The sequence below is a fragment of the Leucobacter tenebrionis genome (assembly GCF_019884725.1).
Taxonomy (GTDB): domain Bacteria; phylum Actinomycetota; class Actinomycetes; order Actinomycetales; family Microbacteriaceae; genus Leucobacter; species Leucobacter tenebrionis.
The window spans coordinates 3,238,086-3,257,816 of the sequence record NZ_CP082322.1; the positions used below are offsets into that span (position 1 = coordinate 3,238,086).

Annotated in this window: 23 protein-coding genes; 9 read left to right on the top strand and 14 right to left on the bottom strand. The window is 71.8% G+C overall.

Annotation, left to right across the window (positions count from 1 at the left end; genetic code table 11):
* Positions 1-5: 5 nt before the first annotated feature.
* From KVY00_RS14835 to KVY00_RS14865, 7 genes are read right to left on the bottom strand one after another with little or no spacing between them, the layout of a single operon-like run.
* Entirely contained in the window at positions 6-716 is a 711-nt protein-coding gene (locus KVY00_RS14835; protein WP_223043633.1) for an SDR family oxidoreductase, read from the bottom strand.
* A gap of 38 nt (positions 717-754) precedes the next feature.
* Positions 755-2,110: a PfkB family carbohydrate kinase gene (locus tag KVY00_RS14840; RefSeq protein ID WP_223043634.1), complete on the bottom strand. Its 1,356-nt coding sequence runs from the start codon at positions 2,108-2,110 to the stop codon at positions 755-757.
* Positions 2,107-2,742 carry a D-sedoheptulose-7-phosphate isomerase gene (locus tag KVY00_RS14845; protein ID WP_223043635.1) on the bottom strand — a complete coding sequence of 212 codons (636 nt, stop codon included), beginning with the start codon at positions 2,740-2,742 and terminating at the stop codon, positions 2,107-2,109. The genes KVY00_RS14840 and KVY00_RS14845 overlap by 4 nt, the downstream gene beginning before the upstream one ends.
* A complete protein-coding gene (locus tag KVY00_RS14850) occupies positions 2,739-3,986 on the bottom strand; it encodes a glycosyltransferase (RefSeq protein WP_223043636.1) in 1,248 nt (415 codons plus the stop codon). Before KVY00_RS14850 ends, KVY00_RS14845 begins: the two co-directional genes overlap by 4 nt.
* A complete protein-coding gene (locus tag KVY00_RS14855) occupies positions 3,983-5,023 on the bottom strand; it encodes a glycosyltransferase (protein ID WP_223043637.1) in 1,041 nt (346 codons plus the stop codon). The genes KVY00_RS14850 and KVY00_RS14855 overlap by 4 nt, the downstream gene beginning before the upstream one ends.
* On the bottom strand, positions 5,020-6,078 hold the full coding sequence (locus KVY00_RS14860) for a glycosyltransferase family 9 protein (protein WP_223043638.1): 1,059 nt from the start codon (positions 6,076-6,078) through the stop codon (positions 5,020-5,022). Before KVY00_RS14860 ends, KVY00_RS14855 begins: the two co-directional genes overlap by 4 nt.
* Positions 6,075-6,623, bottom strand: a complete 549-nt coding sequence (locus KVY00_RS14865) for a D-glycero-alpha-D-manno-heptose-1,7-bisphosphate 7-phosphatase (protein ID WP_223043639.1) — start codon at positions 6,621-6,623, stop codon at positions 6,075-6,077. The genes KVY00_RS14860 and KVY00_RS14865 overlap by 4 nt, the downstream gene beginning before the upstream one ends.
* 86 nt (positions 6,624-6,709) lie before the next feature.
* On the opposite strand from KVY00_RS14865, the gene KVY00_RS14870 reads away from it, so the two are divergent.
* Positions 6,710-7,681, top strand: coding sequence for a glycosyltransferase family 9 protein (locus KVY00_RS14870; RefSeq protein ID WP_255572672.1), 972 nt, complete (start codon positions 6,710-6,712; stop codon positions 7,679-7,681).
* Here KVY00_RS14870 and KVY00_RS14875 read toward each other — a convergent pair.
* A complete protein-coding gene (locus KVY00_RS14875; protein ID WP_223043641.1) occupies positions 7,640-8,587 on the bottom strand; it encodes a sigma-70 family RNA polymerase sigma factor in 948 nt (315 codons plus the stop codon). The two genes, KVY00_RS14870 and KVY00_RS14875, sit on opposite strands and share 42 nt — an antisense overlap.
* 4 nt (positions 8,588-8,591) lie before the next feature.
* On the bottom strand, positions 8,592-8,738 hold the full coding sequence (locus KVY00_RS14880) for a hypothetical protein (RefSeq protein ID WP_223043642.1): 147 nt from the start codon (positions 8,736-8,738) through the stop codon (positions 8,592-8,594).
* A gap of 248 nt (positions 8,739-8,986) precedes the next feature.
* Here KVY00_RS14880 and KVY00_RS14885 point away from each other — a divergent pair, with 248 nt between their 5' ends.
* The 3 genes from KVY00_RS14885 to KVY00_RS14895 all read left to right on the top strand — a co-directional run bounded on the left by KVY00_RS14885 (position 8,987) and on the right by KVY00_RS14895 (position 11,845).
* Positions 8,987-9,169 carry a hypothetical protein gene (locus tag KVY00_RS14885; protein ID WP_223043643.1) on the top strand — a complete coding sequence of 61 codons (183 nt, stop codon included), beginning with the start codon at positions 8,987-8,989 and terminating at the stop codon, positions 9,167-9,169.
* Complete coding sequence (locus KVY00_RS14890) at positions 9,166-10,179, top strand: cation transporter (RefSeq protein WP_223043644.1); 1,014 nt, start codon at positions 9,166-9,168, stop codon at positions 10,177-10,179. Before KVY00_RS14885 ends, KVY00_RS14890 begins: the two co-directional genes overlap by 4 nt.
* A 145-nt stretch (positions 10,180-10,324) precedes the next feature.
* Positions 10,325-11,845, top strand: coding sequence for an FAD-dependent oxidoreductase (locus KVY00_RS14895; protein WP_223043645.1), 1,521 nt, complete (start codon positions 10,325-10,327; stop codon positions 11,843-11,845).
* 8 nt (positions 11,846-11,853) lie between these two features.
* Here the strand turns inward: KVY00_RS14895 and KVY00_RS14900 are convergent, their stop codons facing one another.
* Positions 11,854-12,525, bottom strand: coding sequence for a DUF6766 family protein (locus KVY00_RS14900; protein ID WP_223043646.1), 672 nt, complete (start codon positions 12,523-12,525; stop codon positions 11,854-11,856).
* A 257-nt stretch (positions 12,526-12,782) separates the two neighbouring features.
* Between KVY00_RS14900 and KVY00_RS14905 the strand changes: the two genes are divergently transcribed.
* On the top strand, positions 12,783-13,049 hold the full coding sequence (locus KVY00_RS14905) for a DUF7218 family protein (protein ID WP_223043647.1): 267 nt from the start codon (positions 12,783-12,785) through the stop codon (positions 13,047-13,049).
* A gap of 39 nt (positions 13,050-13,088) precedes the next feature.
* On the opposite strand, the gene KVY00_RS14910 is transcribed toward KVY00_RS14905, so the two are convergent.
* Positions 13,089-13,655, bottom strand: a complete 567-nt coding sequence (locus tag KVY00_RS14910; protein WP_223043648.1) for a hypothetical protein — start codon at positions 13,653-13,655, stop codon at positions 13,089-13,091.
* Positions 13,656-13,833: 178 nt separating this feature from the next.
* Between KVY00_RS14910 and KVY00_RS14915 the strand changes: the two genes are divergently transcribed.
* The 3 genes from KVY00_RS14915 to KVY00_RS14925 all read left to right on the top strand — a co-directional run bounded on the left by KVY00_RS14915 (position 13,834) and on the right by KVY00_RS14925 (position 15,661).
* The gene (locus tag KVY00_RS14915; protein ID WP_223043649.1) at positions 13,834-14,631 is read left to right on the top strand and encodes a glycerophosphodiester phosphodiesterase family protein; all 798 of its coding nucleotides are present in this window, start codon (positions 13,834-13,836) and stop codon (positions 14,629-14,631) included.
* A gap of 193 nt (positions 14,632-14,824) precedes the next feature.
* Positions 14,825-15,046: a hypothetical protein gene (locus KVY00_RS14920; protein ID WP_223043650.1), complete on the top strand. Its 222-nt coding sequence runs from the start codon at positions 14,825-14,827 to the stop codon at positions 15,044-15,046.
* 3 nt (positions 15,047-15,049) lie between these two features.
* Complete coding sequence (locus KVY00_RS14925) at positions 15,050-15,661, top strand: DUF6328 family protein (RefSeq protein WP_223043651.1); 612 nt, start codon at positions 15,050-15,052, stop codon at positions 15,659-15,661.
* 177 nt (positions 15,662-15,838) lie between these two features.
* Here the strand turns inward: KVY00_RS14925 and KVY00_RS14930 are convergent, their stop codons facing one another.
* Together KVY00_RS14930 and KVY00_RS14935 are read right to left on the bottom strand one after the other, a co-directional pair.
* Entirely contained in the window at positions 15,839-16,000 is a 162-nt protein-coding gene (locus KVY00_RS14930) for a hypothetical protein (RefSeq protein ID WP_223043652.1), read from the bottom strand.
* A 112-nt stretch (positions 16,001-16,112) separates the two neighbouring features.
* Complete coding sequence (locus KVY00_RS14935; protein WP_223043653.1) at positions 16,113-16,388, bottom strand: hypothetical protein; 276 nt, start codon at positions 16,386-16,388, stop codon at positions 16,113-16,115.
* 51 nt (positions 16,389-16,439) lie between these two features.
* Here KVY00_RS14935 and KVY00_RS14940 point away from each other — a divergent pair, with 51 nt between their 5' ends.
* On the top strand, positions 16,440-16,904 hold the full coding sequence (locus KVY00_RS14940; RefSeq protein WP_223043654.1) for a MarR family winged helix-turn-helix transcriptional regulator: 465 nt from the start codon (positions 16,440-16,442) through the stop codon (positions 16,902-16,904).
* A gap of 211 nt (positions 16,905-17,115) precedes the next feature.
* On the opposite strand, the gene KVY00_RS14945 is transcribed toward KVY00_RS14940, so the two are convergent.
* Positions 17,116-19,413, bottom strand: a complete 2,298-nt coding sequence (locus tag KVY00_RS14945; RefSeq protein WP_223043655.1) for an excinuclease ABC subunit UvrA — start codon at positions 19,411-19,413, stop codon at positions 17,116-17,118.
* Positions 19,414-19,731: the final 318 nt, after the last annotated feature.

The window sequence follows — 19,731 nt, forward strand, 5'->3', positions numbered from 1 at the left end:
GCGGCTCACGGCCACGACGGCTCCTCCTCCGGGCAGATCATGAGCTCGCGCACCTCGCAGTGGGGCGGCTGCTGCAGCGCGAAGATGACGGCGCGAGCCACGTCGGAGGGCTCGTTCAGCTGCGCATCCGGCGCCGGCCGGTACTGCTCGGGGCGGTCGTCGAAGAAGCTCGTGCGCATGCCGGCCGGAACCAGCGTGGTGACGCCGAGGCGTCCCTTCGTCTCGGCCGCGAGCGCGCGGGAGAAGCCCAGCACGCCGAACTTCGAGGCGCAGTAGGCGGTGGCGTCGGGCAGCGCTCGCAGCGCGAGCGACGAGGCGACGGTGACCACGCGTCCGTGCGAACGAGCGATATAGGGGAGCGCGGCGCGCACCGCGGCGACCGTTCCGAGCAGGTTGACGTTGATCACGCGCTCCCACTCGTCGGCGGCGACATCCTCGAGCTTGCCGCAGCGGTCGATCCCCGCGGCGGTGACGATCGCGTCGATGCCGCCGAGCTGCTCCGCGAGCTCGGCGACTGCGCGCTCGAGCGCGGGCCGATCGGAGACATCCGCCGCGCGTGCGGCGAAGCGGTCATCCACCCCGTCGACGTCGAGGTCGATCACCCCGGGTTCGCCCCCGGCGTCGGCGACGGCCTCGGCTACCGCGGCCCCCAGCCCGGAGGCACCGCCGGTGACGATCACGCGGCCGATGTGGCGGGGGAAGAGTGAGGTGTGCATGGAATCTCCAATCATCGAGTCGATCTGATCGTGCGGGCTCAGCTCACGCGCGCGAGCGCGGCGGCGAGGCGGGTGGTGGATCTGCCGAGGTGGTAGGGCACCGTCACCGCGGCGCCGCCCCAGCTCTGCAGCAGCCTGGCCTCGGGAAGGGCGTCGACGGTGTAGTCCCCGCCCTTCACCCAGATATCGGGTCGCAGCCGGTCGAGCGCCTGCTCGGGCCCGTCCTCGTCGAAGACGAGCACGGCGTCCACGCAGCTCAGGGCGCGCAGCATCTCCACGCGGTCCTGCTCGCGGATGAGCGGGCGCTCCGGCCCCTTCAGGCGCCGCACCGAGTCGTCGGAGTTCACGCACACGATCAGGCAGTCGCCCATCTCACGGGCGGCGGCCAGTGTGCGCACGTGACCGGCGTGCAGCAGATCGAAGCACCCTCCCGAGGCGACCACGGTGCCGCCGCGCTCGTGCACCGCCCGCGCGAGCGCGAAGGCGTCGAGGGGAGCCTCGGCCTCGGATGGCGCCGAGAACTCCGGCAGCGAGGCGACGCCGCCCGCCGCGAGGTAGTCGCGGGCGGCGGAGACGGCCTCGTGTGCGGCAGTGCGCCGATCCGCCCCCCGCGCGAGCGCCACCGCCGCGGCCGCGATGAAGCGGTCGCCCGCGCCGCAGGTGTCGGCGGCGGCGACGGGCTCGGACGGGATCTCGAGCGGCCCGGCGCCCCGCTCGTGCAGCAGCGCGCCGAGCTCGCCGAGGGTCACCAGCACGGCGGCGCAGCCGTATCGCTCGTGCAACCGCGCGGCCGCCTCCGCGGCGTGCTCCGGGCCTCGCGCGGTCCCCGCTGCGGCCGTCGCCTCGGGCAGATTCGGGGTGACGAGCTGCGCCGCGGGCACGGGGTCGGCCCCTCGCGGATGCGGATCCCACACGAGCGGCACCTCGCCGCCGCGCCGCTGCAGCACCTCGCGCAGCTCCGGGTGCTCGGTGAGACGTCGGCCGTAATCCGAGACGATGATCGCCTCGGAATCGGCCACCGCCGAGAGCAGCCGGTCGGTCACGCGAGGGACCGGGGGAGGGTCGCAGCCCTCGTCGATGCGGCACACCGCCTGGTCGGAGGTGCGCACCCGGCGCTTCACGGGAGTGGGGGCGCCGGAGTCGCAGGCGATCACCGCGACGCCGGGCAGACGCTCGCGGATCCGTTCGGCAGCCTCGTCGTCGCCGAGCGCCGTGACCAGGCTGACCTCGTGACCGTCGCCCCGCAGCATCGCGGCGACGAGCCCCGCCCCGCCCGCGCGGAACCGGCGGCCCGAGACCTCGACGACGGGCACGGGCGCGTCGGGGCAGAGCCGCTCGATCCGCCCTTCGACGTCCTCGTCGAGCAGCACGTCTCCGACCACCGTGATCCTCATGACCCGCTCCTCGCGGAATCGGCGACGCGCTCGTCGAACACCTCGCAGATGGCGTGGATCGCGGCCAGCTGACTCTCCTGCACGTGCGGCGAGGCACCGTCGATGCAGATCGCGTCGTCGCACACCGTCGTCAGCGGGTTGGGGCCCTCGCCCGTGAGCGCCCAGGTGGTCGCCCCGAGCGCGCGGGCCGCGCGAGCGGCCTCGATGAGGTTGCGGCTCGCTCCGCTCGTCGAGATGAGCAGCACCACGTCGCCCGCGCGGGCGTGAGCGCGCACCTGGCGGGCGAAGACCTCGGCGAAGCCGTAATCGTTGCCGATCGCGGTGAGGCTCGACGTCTCGGCGTTCAGCGCGATCGCGGAGTAGGCCTCGCGGTCCCCGCGGTACCTGCCGACGAGCTCGGCGGCGAGGTGCTGGGCCTCGGCCGCCGATCCGCCGTTGCCGGCGACCAGTAGCCGCGCCCCTGAGCGCAGGCGAGTCGCGAGATGGTCCCCCCACTCCTCGAGGTGCGAGGCGTGACGCATCGCGCAGGCGAGCGCGGCGCGGAGGCCCTCGAGATGAGCGGTGACCCGCTCGCCGCTCGCCGGGTCGTGTCGGCGGTTCTTCCGGGGTTGAGCAGTCGTCGTGATCGTCATTGCGCCATCTCCAGGAGTTGTCCGGGCTGCTGACGCTCGCGGGTGAGCAGCCGCTGATAGATGTGTTCCGTCTGCTGGGCGACGCTCGCCCACGTGTAGCCGGCCTCGATGCGGCCCCTCCCGGCTGCGCCGAGCGCCCGGCGGAACGGTTCGTCGCCGAGCAGGCGCGCCGCGGCCTCGGCGATCGCGGCGGGATCGCGCGGGGGCACGTGCAGGCCGGTGATCCCGTCGACCACGCTGTCGCGCAGCCCTCCGACCGCCGCCGCGATGACGGGGGTGCCGCACGCCATGCTCTCGAGCGGCACGATGCCGAACGGTTCGTACCAGGGCGCGCAGATCACCGCGTCGGCCGAGCGCAGCAGGGCCGGCATCCGATCCCGGGCCACCTGTCCCCGCAGATGGATCCGATCCGCCACGCCCAGCTCCTCCGCCAGCGCGGCGAGCCGCTCGAGTTCCGCGTCTCGCCCGCCGACCGCGTCGCCCGACCCGATGATCTCGAGTTCGACGTCGTCGAAGCCCAGCTCGCGCAGCAGCGGGATCGCGCGCACGGCGAGATCCATCCCCTTCCGGGGCACGATCCGCCCGACCGTCAGCAGCCGATGACTCGCGCCGCGCGGCTCGACCGGCCCGCGGGTGTCGAACTCCACGGGATCGACCCCGCACGGGGCGACCTCGATGCGGTGCGACGGCACGCCCAGGGCGCGCAGCTCGTCGACCTCGTCGTCGCACGTCGCGATGACGGCGTCGGCCTGCTGGCCCACCCGCGGTTCGAGATCGGCCCGCTCGGCGGGACTCGTGTCCGAGGCGCCCTGGTGGCGCCGCTTGACCGAGCCGAGCGCGTGGAAGGTGTGCGCGACGGCCGGGCGCTGGTGCTCGGGCAGCAGCCGAGCGCCCTCGAGCGCCGCGATGCCCGACATCCAGAAGTGGCTGTGCACCACGTCCGGCGGATCGTAGCGCCATGACGCGGCGAGCTCCTCGGCGAGCACCCCCATGTACGGGAGCAGCTCGTCCTTCGGCACGCGGTGCGCGGGCCCGGCGGTGAGGTGCACGACGTCGACGCCCGGGCAGAGCGCGACGCGGGTGGGGAGTGCGGCGTCGTCGCGTCGCGTGTACACCGTCACGGTGTGGCCGCGCGCGGCGAGGGCGCGCGACAGCGCCGCGACGTGCACGTTCTGCCCGCCGGAGTCGACGCTGCCGGGGGGAGCGAGCGGGCTGGCGTGTTCCGAGACCATGGAGATTCTCATCGGAGTGCTCCTTCCATTCCGTGCTCCGCGCGGTTCGCGGCGCCGGTCGATCGGTCCGCCGCCCCCGCGGATGCGCGGGAGCGACGAGCTGTGTGCGCCTCGAGATGATCGGTGATCATCGCGTCCCAGTCGCGCAGGAAGCGCTCGAGGCCGTAGTGGGCGAGCGCGTACTCGCGGGCCGCGCGGCCGCGGCGGCGCGCCTCATCGGGATCCTCCACCAGGCGCCTCGCGGTCGCGACGAGTTTGGCGGGGTCGGCGGAGACGGCTCCGGCGTCGGCGGGCACCGCTCGCGGCGCCTCCGTCGTCGCGAGCGCGAGCACCGGCATACCCAGGTGCATGGCCTCGAGCAGCGACAGACCGAGCGAGGTCCAGCGCAGCGGGTGCACGTAGGCGCGCCTCCGCGCGAGTTCGGCGTGCATCTGCGCGGTCGGCAGATCCCCGATCGGCCGCAGCCGGTCCGGCCCGAGGCCGAGCGCGGCCGGCAGCAGATCGACGTCGATGCCGAAGCAGTCGAGCGTCGCCGCCTCCGCGAAGCCCGGGAGCAGGTCGGTGCCGGTGACCCGCCACCGCCGCACGGGCTCGTTGATGACGACGCCGAGCGAGGCGAGGTCGCCCGTGTAGAGCGGACCGGGATCGGGCACGCCGTGCTCGATGACGCGTACCGGGGCCTCGCCGCAGTCCCACGCGAGCCGGTTGAAGTGCGTCACGTGCACGATCGGGATCTCGCGCTGCTCGGCGAGGGGGTGACGCTCGGTCACGGGAAGGCGCTTGGGCGTGTTGTGCTCGACGAAGACGGCGGGCACGTCGCGTCCCGGGCGGCGGCCGAGCAGGCGCTCGGCGAGCTCCAGCTCCTCGGTGCGCTGCAGCACCACGAGGTCGACCGGCTGCTCGCGCAGATCCGCCGGGTCGATCGGACGCGCTCCCGGAGGCAGCTCGGGCAGAGAATCCCCGGGTGCTGCCGGGATCAGGTACTCGTGGCTGCCGCGCAGAAAACCGTCCATCCACCCTCCGTGGACGTGCCAGACCAGAATCTTCATCGGCGTGCTCCTCTCGTGTCGGTGGCTTCTTCGTCGCGGCGCCCCGCCTCGAGCTCGAGCACGGCCGCCACCACGCTCTCGGCGGAGACGCCTGCGAGGCACGGGTGGCCCGGTACCGGGCAGACGCGCGCTCGCGTGCCGCGGCAGGGTGCGTTCTGATCGCCGAGCAGGCGGTGCGGCACGCCGTACGGGCGCCAGCGCACGGCGGGGACGACGGGGGAGAAGAGGCTCACGACCGGCGTGCCGACCGCGGCGGCCAGGTGAGCGGGCCCGGTGTTGCCGACCACCACCGCGCTCGCGCCCGCGAGTACACCCGCGAGCTGTGGCAGCGTGCAGCCGCCCGCGAGATCGACGGCCGTCGGCTCCTCGCGGGCGATGAGCCCGGTGAGCGCACGCTCGCCAGGGCCTCCCGTGAGCAGGATCCGGCGACCCCGCGACGCCAGCAGGCGCGCCGCGCGCGCGAATCCCTCGACCGGCCACTGCCTCGCGGGCACCGCGGCGCCGGGGTGCAGCACGACGTAGGGATCGCGGCCGGTGAGCTCGGAGACATCCGGCAGGGGCCCGACCCGCAGACGACCGTCGTCAGAGCGGGGGAAGCCCGCGGCCTCTGCGATGGCGAGCGCCCGTTCGGGCTCGGGGATGTCCTCCGGGAGATCCTCTCCGGGCCGCAGTCGCACGTCGAGCAGGGATCCCGGGTAGTCCACCGAGGCGCCGGAGATCCGCGAGACGCCCGCGACGCGCAGCAGCATTGCGAGAGGCAGCGGCGACTGGTGGAAGGAGGTGAGGATCACGGCCTCCGAGACCCGTGCGGCGCGCACCCGCGAGACGAGCGCTCCGAGGTGATCCTCGTCGACCGCCGGGGCGGGATCCGAGATCCAGGGCGCATCCCACACCACGACCTCCGAGACGCCCGGGAGCAGTCTGGCGGCCGGTTCGCCCCTCGGCCCGCACAGCATCACCACATCGGCCCGCTCGGCCACCGCGCGCACCGCCGGCCCGGCGAGCAGCACGTCGCCGAGGCTGTCGAGCCTCGCCACCAGCACCCGGGGCCTCATGGGCGCGCCTCCGCGAGCGCGGGAATGAACCAACCCACCGCCTCCCGCACGGTGCGCGCGACGAGGGGCGCGGCAGCGACCTCCTCCGGCAGCGTCTCCGGCCGCGGCACGAGCACGGCGTGCGCGCCGGCGGCCCGGGCGGCCTCCACGTCGGCCCCGATATCGCCGATCATCAGGATCCGCGCCGGCTCGAGGCCCAGCTGCTCGGCGGCCGAGAGGATCATGCCGGGCAGGGGTTTGCGGCATCCGCAGCCGTCGTCGGGTGAATGCGGGCAGATGCGCCAGACGTCGAAGGGGCCGAGCAGCGCATTCACCCGCCGGTCGACCTCGCGCACCTGCTCGGAGGTGAGGAGGCCGCGCCCGATCCCGGACTGGTTGCTGATGACGCCCACCGCGATCCCGAGTTCGCGGAGCCCGTCGAGCGTGTCGGCGACGGTGGGCAGCGAGTGCACCCGATCGGGGTCGCCGTTGTACGGCACGTCCTCGATCAGGGTGCCGTCGCGGTCGAAGAGGACCGCGGAGATGGGGGCGTCGCTGCTGCTCATACCCTTCCGGTTCCCCGGAGGAGAAGCAGTAAACACGACCTCCTCGGCCTTGTTTAGAAGGCGTGCCCTGTGGTAATGGGATGCCTATGCGACACTCTGCAGACGACCCCCCGAAGCTGCTCGCGCTGCGCGCCCTCAAGCTCGGCGATCTGCTCGTCGCGGTGCCGGCGCTGAAGGGTTTGCGCCGCGGCTTCCCCGAGCACCGCATCGTGCTCGCCTCGCCGGGCTGGCTCGCGCCGATCGTGCGACTGGTCGACGCCGTCGACGAGCTGTTACCGACACCAGGGCTCGACGAGCCGCTGCCTTTCGCCCCGGGCGACATCGATGTCGCCGTCAACCTGCACGGGAGCGGTTCCGAGAGCCGGGGCCGTGTCGATGAGCTGGGGGCGCGGCTCACGATGGCGCACAGCACCGCGGAGCGCCTCGACGGCGTGCCGTGGATCGACGGTCTGCACGAGCGGGAGCGCTGGACGCGGCTCGTGGCCGCCTACGGCCTCCCCGCAGACTCCGACGACCTCTCCATCGCCGTTCCCGAGGCGTCCCCGCTCGTGGACGGGGCCGCGGTCGTGCACGTCGGGGCCTTCTACGGTTCGCGGCAGTGGCCGGCGGAGCGGTTCGCGCGGGTGGCGAGGGCGCTCGCGGAAGACGGGCTGCGCGTGGTGGTCACGGGCGGCGCGCAGGATCGGGAGCGCGCACGAGCGGTGGCGAAGGCGGGGGGAGTGCCGGAGGAGGATGTGCTCGCGGGGAGGGCGGATCTCGCGGAGTTCGCCGCGGTCATCGCCCGGGCGAGTGTGCTCGTCACGGTCGACACGGGCGCCGCCCACCTCGCCTCCGCCTACGGCACGCCCTCGGTCGTGCTCTTCGGGCCGGCGCCTCCCGAGGAGTGGGGTCCGCCCGCGGGCGGACCCCACCTCGTGCTCACCGACGCGGCTCTGCGTCGCGGCGAAGCGTTCGCGGAGGAGCCCGATCCCGCGCTCCTCGCGGTCACCGCCGATGAGGTCGTCGCCGCGGCCCGCTCACTCCTGCACTCCGCACGCGGAGAGCTCCCGCCGCAGTGAAGCGAGCCCGCGTCGGAGGAGCCGGGAGACCTGCATCTGGCTCACTCCGATCTCTGCCGCGATCTCGACCTGCGTCATATCGCCGAAGTAGCGCAGGTGCACGGCGCGGCGCTCGTTGAGCGGAATCGCGCGCAGCGCCGACCTGAGCGTGACCGAGAGGTCGACCCGCTCCTCCATGTCGTCGGCGTACGCGGGCAGCGCGTCTCCGAGCGACACTCCGGAGGGGTCGTCGTCGCCGTCGACCGAGCCGACGGGGGCGTCGAGCGAGAGCGCTTGGCGCCCACCCATGCAGCGGAGCGCCTCGGCGACCCGCGCCGGCGTGCGGCGCACCTCCGCCGCGAGTTCGTCCACGGTCGGTTCCCGCCCCAGGCGTTGCGTGAGTGCGGGCACGCGTGCGCGCAGTTCGAGCGATAGCTCTTGGAGCGCGCGCGGAGGGCGCACGGCCCACGTCGCATCGCGCAGGTAGCGCTTGATCTCGCCCGAGACGGTCGGCACGGCGAAGGCCGCGATCCCGCTGCCGCTGTCGGCGTCGAACCGCTGGATCGCCTTCGTGAGCCCGAGGTAGGCGACCTGGCGCAGTTCGTTCTGCTCGACGCCGGACCCCTGAAAACGCCGGGCGATCGCGTCGGCGAGGCCCAGGTACTCCACGATCACCCGCTGCTTCAGAGCGTGTCTGCGCTCGCCGGAGAGCTCCGCGGCCTCTGCGAGGGCATCCGCGGCGCGAGTGTCGCGCGCGATCCGCTCCCGGACCCGGGGGTCCGGATTCCGCTTCGGCTCAGGCGCGCCTCCGCGATCTGCGTCGGGGGACGGCTCGGGGCCCGGCCTCGGCTCCAGCGGCGGGGCCGCCCTGCGTGCCGCGACGCTCGAACCCGAGGAGACGGCGTAGTCGACCAGCGCTGTCCGCATGCCCCTACCCCTCCGCCCCGGGTGCGGCCGCGACCGGGGACACGTCGGCGGGAGCCCCCGTCTGCACTGTGCCCGTGCGCAGTTCGCGAGTGTCGCCCCGCGTCGTTCCGGGTTCGCCAGGTCGCGACGTCGTCGGATCGTTCGTGCTCATGACTGCGCTCCTCTCTTATCCAGGGCCGGTACTACCCTGCGATTCCCGACCGTAACCGCGGTGCGGGAAGGCTCACGAGGGCTTGCGCTTCCAGGGGCGATGGGCTAGAGCGCGTATATGACGTGCTGCTCGATCTGTCAAGGCCTGGGTTGCTCGGCGGCCCAGGGGCCACGATGTGATCCAGGTCGTCTTTCCGAAGCGCGAGCGAGAACGACGAGGCCTTTCATTCGCACAGGAGGTACTGGTCAGTGAGAAACGACACTCTGCAACTGCTTCCCCTGCTTCCGCTCGCCGAACTGCTCGGTCTGACGGCGGAACCCCCGCTCGGCGCGGAACCCGCCATCCCCGGAAACCCGAGCGACGACGGCGAGCCGGTGACGGGCGCGGCAGCCGGACCCGATGTCGCGCAGCTGCGAAGCACCCGCGTATGAAGAGAGCCGGGTACCGGCAGGACAAGCGCGAGAACCTGCCGCGCGAGCAGCGCCAGGCCCTGCGGAGCGCAGTGCGTTGGCAGGTCTTCACGATCTGCTACACGATCTGCACCATCACGATCGTGGCCTTCGTGATGGGCGACTCGCAGGCGATGAAGACGGCGTGGTTCGAGGACATGCTGTCGCTGCTGCCGCAGATCTCGTTCCTGGTCGCGCTCCCGTTCGTGCGCCGCCGGCCCGATCGCGAGCACCCGTACGGCTGGCACCGGGCGATGGGGGTCGGCCACCTGCTCGCCGGGGCCGCCCTGCTGGGTGTGGGACTGCATCTCGCGATCGATGCCGGCAGCGGACTCCTCTCAGGCATCTTCTCCGGGGAGCGCACCGAGATCGGCGACGTGGAGATACTGGGGCGCACCGTCTGGCAGGGGTGGGTCATGGTGGCCGTCATGGTCGTTATCGTGATCGGGCCGGTCTGGCTGTACGGGCCGGCGAAGGCGCGCCTCGCCCCGGTGCTCCACAGCAAGCTGCTCTACGCGGACGCAGACATGGCGAAGGCCGACTGGCAGACCAACGTCGCGTCCATCGTCGGGGTGCTCGGGATCGGAGCGGGGCTGTGGTGGCTCGACGGCGTCGCAGCGATCTTCATCGCCGTGGGGATCGTGCGCGACGGGCTGAGCAACTGCTCCGCGGCGGTGCAGGACCTGATGGATCGCCGCGCGCGCAGTTACGACGGAGAGCGGTCGCACCCGCTGGGCGATGTGATCCTCGCCTACCTGCGCAGGCAGAACTGGATCGCCGAGTCGGGCATCAGGCTGCGCGACCAGGGGCAGGTGTTCCACGTCGAGGTCTTCGTGCGGCCCGTCGCAAGAGAGGTGAGCATGGAACGGTTGGCCGAGCTGAGCGAGGGGGTGGCCGGACTCGACTGGAAGGTGCAGGACGTGGTGGTGGTGCCGGCCGATCCGGTCCCCGACTACGCGGACCGTCTCGAGGATCCCGATCCCGCTCCCTGAGTCCGGGCCAGGTTCGCCCCTGAGCCGGGGTCGGTTCCGCCCCTGAGCCCGCCGAAGGGGACTCACCCGCTCCACCGGCTTGCGGCTCGACACGGGCTTGTCAACGGGGTCGTCACCGCCGCGGCGTGCGCCTACAGTCGGCTGCATGACGCATCAGTGGCAGACGACCTCGCTCTGGCGCCTCACCGGGCCGAGCATCGACTCCGACGAGTTCTCGGAGGAGGCGTGCGATGCGGTGGTCGTGGGCGCAGGGCTGACAGGGCTCACCACGGCGGTGCTGCTGGCCCGCGCCGGGCAGCGGGTGACCGTGCTCGAAGCGAGGCGCGTCGGTTCGGTCACGACCGGCAACACGACAGGCAAGCTCAGCCTGCTCCAGGGGACCGTCTTCTCGGAGCTGCGTGCGCACGCCGGCGATGCGGCCCTCCAGGCCTATGCCGAGGCGAACCGAGAGGGCCAGGCGTGGATGCTGCGGCAGCTCGAGGCCTGGGGCGTAGAGGCCGAGCGGCGGCCGGCCTACACCTACGCCGTCGATGCGGAGCAGCGCAGAACGCTCGAGCGCGAACTCGACGCCGCAGCGCTCGCCGGGGTGCCTGCCGTGGAAACCAGCGACACCGGTCTGCCCTTCGACACCGCCGGGGCCCTGATGCTCGAGGATCAGGCTCAGTTGCAGCCGATGACGGTGCTGGCGGCGCTCGCTCGAGAGCTGCGGGAGCGCGGGGGTCGTCTCGTCGAGCGCTGCCGCGTGGTCGACGTCGAGCAGGAGGAATCCGGGCTCCGGGTGCGGTCCTCCCTCGGCGAGATCCCGACCGGGATCTGCGTCCTCGCGAGCGGGGTACCGGTGCTGGATCGGGGCCTCTTCTTCGCGAAGCTCGAGCCCTCGCGATCCTTCGTCGCCGCGTACCGCGGGGCGGCACCGGCTGCCTCTGCTCTGCCGCGCGGCATGTACGTCTCAGCGGGCGCGCCGGATCGATCGCTGCGCACCGCGGTCGGCCGGGACGGGGAAGAACTGCTGGTGGTCGGCGGTGGGGCGCACGTGACGGGGCGCGCAAAGGATACGGGAGAGGCGCTGCGCGACATCGACGCGTGGACCGAGCAGAACTTCGGTTTGCCTGACCGGGCCTGCTGGTGGGCCGCGCAGGACTACCGCACGCACTCACGGGTGCCGTTCGCAGGGCCGTTGCCCCGCGGGGGTGGGCGCATCTATACGGCCACCGGTTACAACAAGTGGGGCATGACCAACGCCGTCGCCGCGGCGCTCACGATCGCGGCCGACGTGCTCGGCGGCCACCTCGAGTGGGCCCTGGAACTGCGCCGGCACGCCACGCGGCTGCCCGAGGTGCGCGACGCGCTCGGGGTGAACGCCGGGGTGGCGGGGCGACTCGTCTCGGGTTGGGCCTCGGCGCAGAAGGAGACGATCGACGAGGTGATGCTGCCCGACGAGGGAGAGGGCGTCATAGTGCGCGACGGCCCCTCTCCCGTCGGCGTCGCACGGGTCGACGGGCGGCTCTGCCGGGTGTCCGGCGTCTGCACCCACCTCGGCGGCATCCTCAGCTGGAATACGGCGGAGCGCTCCTGGGACTGCCCCCTGCACGGATCCCGGTTCACGGCGGAGGGCGAGCTGCTTGAGGGGCCGGCGGTGCGCGATCTCGATCGCCCGGCGACGTGACGCCCCCGCTACTCCGACTCGATGGCGGACAGCCGGTGCGGCACGCCCACCGGTTTCGACTCGGAGGAGCCGCGCTGCCGCAGGAAGATCGAGAACGCCACCATGCACCCCACCGCGAGCAGCTCGGACTGCCAGTTCTGGAGCGTGCGATTCCAGAAATCCGCGCTCAGCAGGTATTCGCCGAACGAGACCGGCGGCAGCCCGTGCTGCTCCTGCTCGGAGCTGTAGACCACGGCGCCCGCGGCGCCCTGCAGCGCCCATGACGCGACGAAGATCGCCCCCATCGTGAGCGCGAGCGAGTTGCTGTAGAGCTTCCTGCGCCAGCCGCCGACCCGGGCCCATTTGGGGGAGTCGGGCCTCGCGTAGGCCCCCACGAGCTGATCCTCGTCGCTGCCCAGCCCCTCGTCTCCCGATTTCTTCGACTCCGGCGACCCCCGCTGCACCAGCCACACCGTGGCCATGATGAACAGCAGGAACTGCAGGAACTCCGACTGCCAGTTCTCGGCCACGTCGACCGCGAAATCCGAGGAGGTGACGAAGTCGAGCCAGCCGCTCGGCGTGCCGCTGTGCGTGGCCTGCTCCTCGTTGTAGACGGAGAGCCCCGCGAAGGACTGAGCCACGAGCACGAGTATGAATGCCGCCGCGAAGACGAGCGAGAGGGCGTGATCCTTGATCCTCATGTCAGCGCCCCGTCACCACGATCGCGAACATCGCGATCAGACCGACCAGCACCAACCCCATCCACAACCAGAACATCGTTTTCATATCGTGATCGTAGGGCCGCGCTCATCGCGGGGAACAGGCCCTTGCGGAGGGGGTCTCGGTTGTGCCAAGGGGGACCGGAGAGGATACCTGCTGGGTCGACCGCTGTCGAGGGAGTGCGGGGAGGCGCGTCGCCCGCGTAGTGTTCGACGCGAACGGAAAGGATGTGAGCACCGTGCCGAAGTCGAAGACACCGCAGCTGAAGGATCCCGAGCTCTACGACCGCCTGCGCAAGGAGGGGAACTCCGAGGAGAAGGCCGCGCGCATCTCGAACGCCGCGGCCAAGGAGGGCCGCTCGAAGGTCGGGCGCCGTGGCGGCAACGCGGAGGACTACGAGGATCGCACCGTCGACGAGCTGAAGGAGCGCGCGAAGGAACTGGGCCTCACCGGCTACTCGAAGCTGCGCAAATCCGAACTCATCGACAAGCTCCGCAATCACTGACGCGGGGCACCGCGCTCGGCCGATCCCGCGCCCCGGGCATCACCCCCAGATGCGGTCCGACCTCCCGACCATGATCGAGATGATCACGGCGAGCGGTACGACCCAGGTGAACACCATCAGCGCCGCCATCAGGCGCAGGCTGGCCGTGCGGCGCGCCCCGCTCAGCCGCACCACGAGCATCGCGACCAAGCCGGCGACGGCCGCGACGATCCCGACTCCGCTCCAGACGGGATCGAAACGGGCGAGCAGCAGCAGCACGACCGTGACCACCACGGCCGCCACGGTCGATGAGATCAGCCATCGATCCGTCTTCGTGCTGTTCAGCGCGGGCTGGCGGCGCACCGTGGCGGGGTCGCTCTGCCCGCGATAGGGATTCGGCACGGATGCCTCGGCTTCGGGGGACTGGGTCGACCCGTCGAGGATGGGACGATCCTGGAACTGCTCGGCGTGGGAAGGCCCCGTCACCGTTCCCTGCCCGGTGCCCGCGTCGAAGCGGGAAGCCGGATGCGGGGGATCGGGGCGCTCCTCGCGCTGCCGCTCCTTGTCGTCGGGATCGAGCCGGGGGTCAGGATCGGATTCGTGCTGCGGATGTTCGTTCGCATCCATCGTCGGCTCCTCTCGCAGTCCTGGGCACGGCGAAGCCTTCGCCGTGCTCTACGGCCGAAGCTAACACCCGGGGCTCCGGCAAGTTCAGGGGTCGACAAACCCTGGGGTTTGGGCTAGCGCTGGCATACTGAGGGCATGTTCCGGATCGGCTGGTCGTCCCTCGAGAACCGGGTCGTCCGTGCCCGGTGAACAGCACCCCTACTTCGGGGAAGGGAGCGCGGGGGAACGGACCGGCCCTCCCCGCGTGCTGGCGCACCGCGGCTTCGTTCCCCCGGAACTCGCCGCGGAGGGGGTGGCCGAGAACACCCGGACGGCGTTCGCCGCCGCGCTCGCTGCCGGGGTGCGCTATCTCGAATCCGACTGCCGGATGACCGCGGACGGCGAGGTCGTGCTCTTCCACGACGCGGATCTTTCGCGCGTGATCGGCGAGCCGCGCCGGATCGCCGACCTGCCGCTGAGGGAGCTGTCGGCGATCATGGCCGAGCGCGGAGGACTGCTGACGCTGGCCGGCGCCCTCGAGGAGTTTCCGCGCTCGCGCTTCAACATCGACGTGAAGGTCGCGAGGGCGGCCGATCCTGCGGGACGCATCGTCGCGCCGCACGCGCACCGCACGCTCGTGACCAGTTTCTCCGACGCTACCCGTATTCGCGCGCTGCGCTCGGCCGCAATCGCGGGAGGCCGCCCGGCCACGTCGGTGGGGCAGCGCGGCATCATCCGCTTGCTCGCCGCTCTCGCGGCCCGTTCCGCGCGGCTCCAGGCCCGTGCGCTCGCGGGAGTCGACGCGCTGCAGATCCCCGAGCGGCAGGGGCCGATCCGGGTGCTCAGCCGCCGTCTCATCGACGCGGCGCATCGCGCGGGTGTCGAGGTGCACGTGTGGACCGTCAACGATCCGAATCGCATGGTCTCGCTCGTGCATCGCGGCGTGGACGGCATCGTCACCGACCGCGCCGATCTCGCCATCGCGGCGCTCGAGTGACGTTCCGTCTCCGCTCGCCCCGGCGAGGGCTCCATCTACCTCGACCCGTACGCGCGGGTCAACCCCGATGACGCGCGGCGCTCGCGCTTCTAGGGTGGAAGCGTCGCGGCTCGGATCCGAGCTCACGGGCGGCCGAGCCGCGACCCGGCCCGGCGATCGCCGAGCTTGCCGTTCGGTAACGGAGGAGGACGACGTGGTGCAGATCTGGGAGCAGAACGAGGAGAAGGACGAGGACGACGAGCTGGTCGTCACGGAGCACCGCGATGAGGCCGAGCCCGCCGTCGAGCCCGAGGACGAGCAGGCCGTCGAGACCACGGAGCCGGATCCCCGTGCCGCGCTCGACGAGCTGGGAGAGGACGTGTCGTCGTCGCCGGCGCGTCGAGGGCACGAGGACATCGAGGAGTCGGAGAGCTGATCCGTGGACGAACGGCGGGCGAAGGCTGCTGACGACGGCAGGGGCGAGAGCGCGAACGAGCGCGCCGATCGCAACTGGAACGAGATCCTGCAGGAGGTGCGCGTCACGCAGACCTGCACGCAGATCCTCGGCGGTTTTCTGCTCGCCGTCGCCTTTCAACGCCGCTTCACCGAGCTCGATGAGTACCAGCTGGTGCTGTACCTGGTACTCGTCGCACTCGCGGGAACCTCGACGCTGTTCGGGCTCTCGCTGGTCGTGGTGCACCGACGATTCTTCGGCAAGAGGCAGAAGATGCGTATCGTGCGCGTCGGCAATCGCCTGCTCATGGCCAACCTCGCGGTGGTCGCACTGCTCATCGCCGGTGTGACGAGCCTGATCTTCGACTTCACGGTGAGCCGCACGGCCGGCGTGGTCGCCCTCGTTGCGGCGCTGCTGCTGAGCTGCGCGCTCTGGTTGCTCGTGCCGCTCGGCGGCGCCGGGGCCGGCGCGGGCGCCGACGCGGGCTCAGGTTCGGGCGCCGGTGCGCGCTCTGGCTCGGGCGCCGGTGCGCGCTCTGGCGCGGGCTCGGGCGCCGGTGCAGGTTCGGGACCGAGCACGGGCGCTAGCGCTGGCTAGGGTGCCGGCGCACGCTCGGAATCGGATGCACCTTCGGGTGTCGGCGCGCGCTCCGACTCCGGCGCCGGCCCGGGCGCGGGTGCCGGTGCCGGCTCTGGCTCGGGCGCGGGCTCGGGTGGCGCTCCGGCTCGGGCTAAGACTCCGGCCGCTGCCCGAGCGTGAGCGAGCCCGCACGGTTCACAGCATCTTGACGAGCGAGCGCTTCTTCATGAAATAGGCGGCGTGCTCGATCTCGCCGCGCTCGCGCTGCTGCTCGAGCTCGCGGATCGCGTCGATCACGAGTTCTTGCGCGGTGACCGAGGTGCTGCTGTCGAGCACCACTTCCTCTCGGATCCTCATCCCGTCTCCTTCCGGTTCGAAGTGTCTGGGGCGAGCGTACGCCGTACCTCCGACATTCTTCGCGAAGAGAGCCCGAGCCGCGGGGAATCGGGGCGGGCAAGGGGAGCCGATACTAGGCTGCGGCGCCGCCGGGCGTCGGGGACGGGCACTTCATGTGGGTCGGCTTGCCCGGGCCTCCGCGGTCGATGCGATGCTCCTTCATCGACTCGCCGCAGATCGGGCATTTCGGGTCTGCAGGCATCACGTACGGCGGCTCGTCACGGTCGCCCAGTTGTGCGGGCCCCTCGAACTGGTAGAGGAAGCGCTGAATCGCTGCATAGACGCCGGGCACGCCGTCGTAGGGGGTCTTGTGCCAGAGGTGCCGCTTCTCGCGTTTTCGTTCGCCCACAAACGAAATGCTAGCACGTTCATTCGTGGGCGAACGAGATACCATGTGGGAGTGGATGCTCAGCCGGAAGACCTGCTCGAACTCGATCGACAGGTGTGCTTCGCGCTCGCGGTCGCCAGCCGCAGCGTCATCGGCGTCTACCGTCCGATCCTCGAACCGCTCGGCCTCACTCACCCCCAGTACCTCGTGATGCTGGCGCTCTGGGGGGACGCCCCCCTCCGCTTCAGAGAGCTCGCCGAGATGCTGCGGCTCGACCCGGCGACGCTCTCGCCGATCATCAAACGACTGGAGCAGTCAGGGCTCATCGAGCGTCTGCCCGTGGACGGTGACGAGCGAACCTTCTCGCTCGTGCCAACGGAGGCGGGCAGCGCCCTTCGCGAGCGGGCGCTCTCGGTGCCCCCTGCGGTGGTCGAGCGCCTCGGCGTGCCGATCGAGCGCCTCATGGCGCTCCGCGACGAACTCGTCGCCGTGATCGATGCCGTCGATCGAGGCCCGCGAGACGGCCGGAGCGGTTGAGCGAGTGCAGCGCGTCGCTGGGCCGACGGGGGCACCTCCTGCAGCACAGATCTACGCTCAAGCACCTCGACTGCGGTGGATCGGTGTGCTTGAACGCCGATCGGTGCGGGAAGGCACGCCGGGGAGGCCGAGGAGGCTGAGGAGGCCGGGGGAGGCCCGAGGAAGGCTGCGGAGACTGAAGAGGCCAGGGAGGTTGCGGCAGGGCCCGCCCTCAGCGAGCCGCGCCGGAGGCGATCCGCAGCGCAGCTCCCGTGAGCGAGTCGGGGTTCTCCGCGAGGGCGGCCGGCGGCCCCGTGAAGACCAGCCGTCCGCCGTCGGCGCCGGCTCCCGGCCCGATGTCGACCACGTGATCCGCCTCGGCCACGACGCGCAGGTTGTGCTCGACGACCACGAGCGTCGCTCCTCCCTCGACCAGCTCGGCGAACAGCGCGTTGATCCGGTCCACATCGCTCGGGTGGAGGCCCGTGGTCGGCTCGTCGAGCACGATCCGCTCCGAGGAGAGATCCGTCACGCCGCTCAGGTGCTTCGCGAGCAGCAGTCGCTGCTTCTCGCCTCCCGAGAGCGTGTCGAGCGACTGCCCCACGGAGATGTAGCCGAGACCCACCCGGTCGAGCCAGCGCATCTTCGCGGCGATCCCGTCGCGCTCGGCGAAGAGCTGCGCGACTCCCTCGGCGGTCATCCGCAGCACGTCGGCGACCGTGCGGCCATCGATCCGCACCGAGAGCGCCCGCTCGTTGAAACGCTCGCCGCCGCAGACCTCACAAGGGGTCGCCACGTCGTCGAGGAACGCCAGCTCCGTGGTGATGTACCCCTTGCCCCGGCAGCCGGGGCACGCCCCTTTCGAGTTGAAGCTGAACCACGCCGGCTCGAGCCCCGACGCCTCCGAGAACGCGGCGCGCACCTCGTCGGCTACGCCCAGCACGCTCAGCGGTGTCGAGCGGACGCCGCCGCGCAGCGGATCCTGACCGACCACCGTGAACTCCGGATGCTGCCGGGGCAGTTCCTCGGTCGCGAACGAGCTCTTCCCCGATCCCGCCACGCCGGTCACGGCCGTGAGCACCCCGAGCGGCACGGAGACGTCGAACCCGGTCAGGTTGTGGGTGCTCGCGCCGGACACCAGCACCTCGCCCCGGGCCGCGCGCGGCGCGTGCGTCAGCCGCAGAGGCCGCGCGAGCAGCCGCCCCGTCAGCGTGCCGCTCTCGCGCAACTGCGCGGGGGTGCCCTCGAACTGCACGAGACCGCCGTGCGACCCCGCGCCCGGTCCCATGTCGACCACGTGATCCGCCACTCGGATCACCTGCGGATGGTGCTCGACGACCAGTACGGTGTTGCCGGCGTCGCGCAGCCTGATGAGCAACTGGTTGAGCCGCTGCACGTCGGCCGGGTGCAACCCGGTCGAGGGCTCGTCGAACACGTACGTGACGTCGGTGAGCGCGCTGCCGAGGTGGCGCACGATCTTCACCCGCTGCGCCTCTCCGCCCGATAGCGTCGACGATTCCCGGTCGAGCGACAGGTAGCCGAGGCCGACCGAGAGCAGCGCGTCGAGCGAGCGCCTGATTCCCGCGACCGCGGGCTCCACCCGCGCGTCCTCGAAGCCGTCGAGCAGCCGCCGCAGCTCCGAGACCGACATCGCGGTCCAGTCCACGATCGACCGCCCCTCGATGAGGCTCGCCCGGGCGGCAGCGTTCACCCGCGCCCCGCCGCATTCGGGGCACACCCGCTGCTCGGTGAGGCGATCCAGCTCCTCCCGCACCGGCTTCGAGATCTTCGACGGGCGGTTCTTCACGTACACGTCGCGCATGCGCGTGACGACGCCGTCGAAGCGGGCGGTCTTCGGGAAGCGGGGATCCGGATCCGGCAGCTTCACCTGATCGGCGTAGAGGAAGAGGTCCATCTCCTCCTCCGTGTAGTCCTTCAGCGGCTTCTTGCGGTCGAAGAGGCCGCAGTAGGCGAAGCGCTTCCATCGGTACACCCCCGGTCGGAACTGGCTGAACCGCACCGGGCCCTCGTCGATGTTCTTCTCCGGATCGATGAGCGCCTCGACGTCGATGTCGACCACGGTGCCGAGACCCTCGCAGGCCGGGCACATGCCGCTCGGGTCGTTGAACGAGTAGGCGGGCGAGTAGCCCGCGTTCGGCTCGCCGATCCGCGAGAACACGAGGCGCAGCAGGGGTGCCACGTCGGAGGCCGTCGCGACGGTGGATCGCGCGTTGCCGGTGAACCTGCGCTGGTCGATCAGCGCGGTGAAGGTGAGCCCGCTCATCGACTGCACCTCGGGCGCGGCGAGCTGCGGCAGCCGATTGCGCACGAAACTCGGGTAGGAGTCGTTGACGAGGCGCTGCGCCTCGGCCGCGATGGTGTCGAGCACGAGCGATGACTTGCCCGAGCCGGAGACGCCGGTGAACACGGTCAGCGCCTTCTTCGGAACCGCGAGGCTCACGTCTCGGAGGTTGTTCGTCGCCGCGCCGACGACGCCGATGCACTCGCCCGGATCCCCCATGCCGTTCATGGCTCGATCCTACGGGGCGCGGTTCCTGCAGCACAGATCGGCGCTCACGCACACGTTCTGCCGCGGATCGGTGTGCATGAAGGTCGATCGGTGCGGGTAGGGCCGGGGTGCGGGTGGTACCCGGGGTGTGAGGTGCGGGTAGGGCCGGGGCGCGGGGTGCGGGCGGGGCCGGGGCCCGGGGCGCGGGGTGCGGGCGGGGCCGGGGCCCGGGGCGCGGGGTGCGGCCGGGGTGCGGGCCCGTGGAGTGCACGCCGCGACCGAGGCCGCGCGCTTCGTTGTCAAGGCCCTGTCGTACGGGGGCGGCGCTCGCCAGACTGG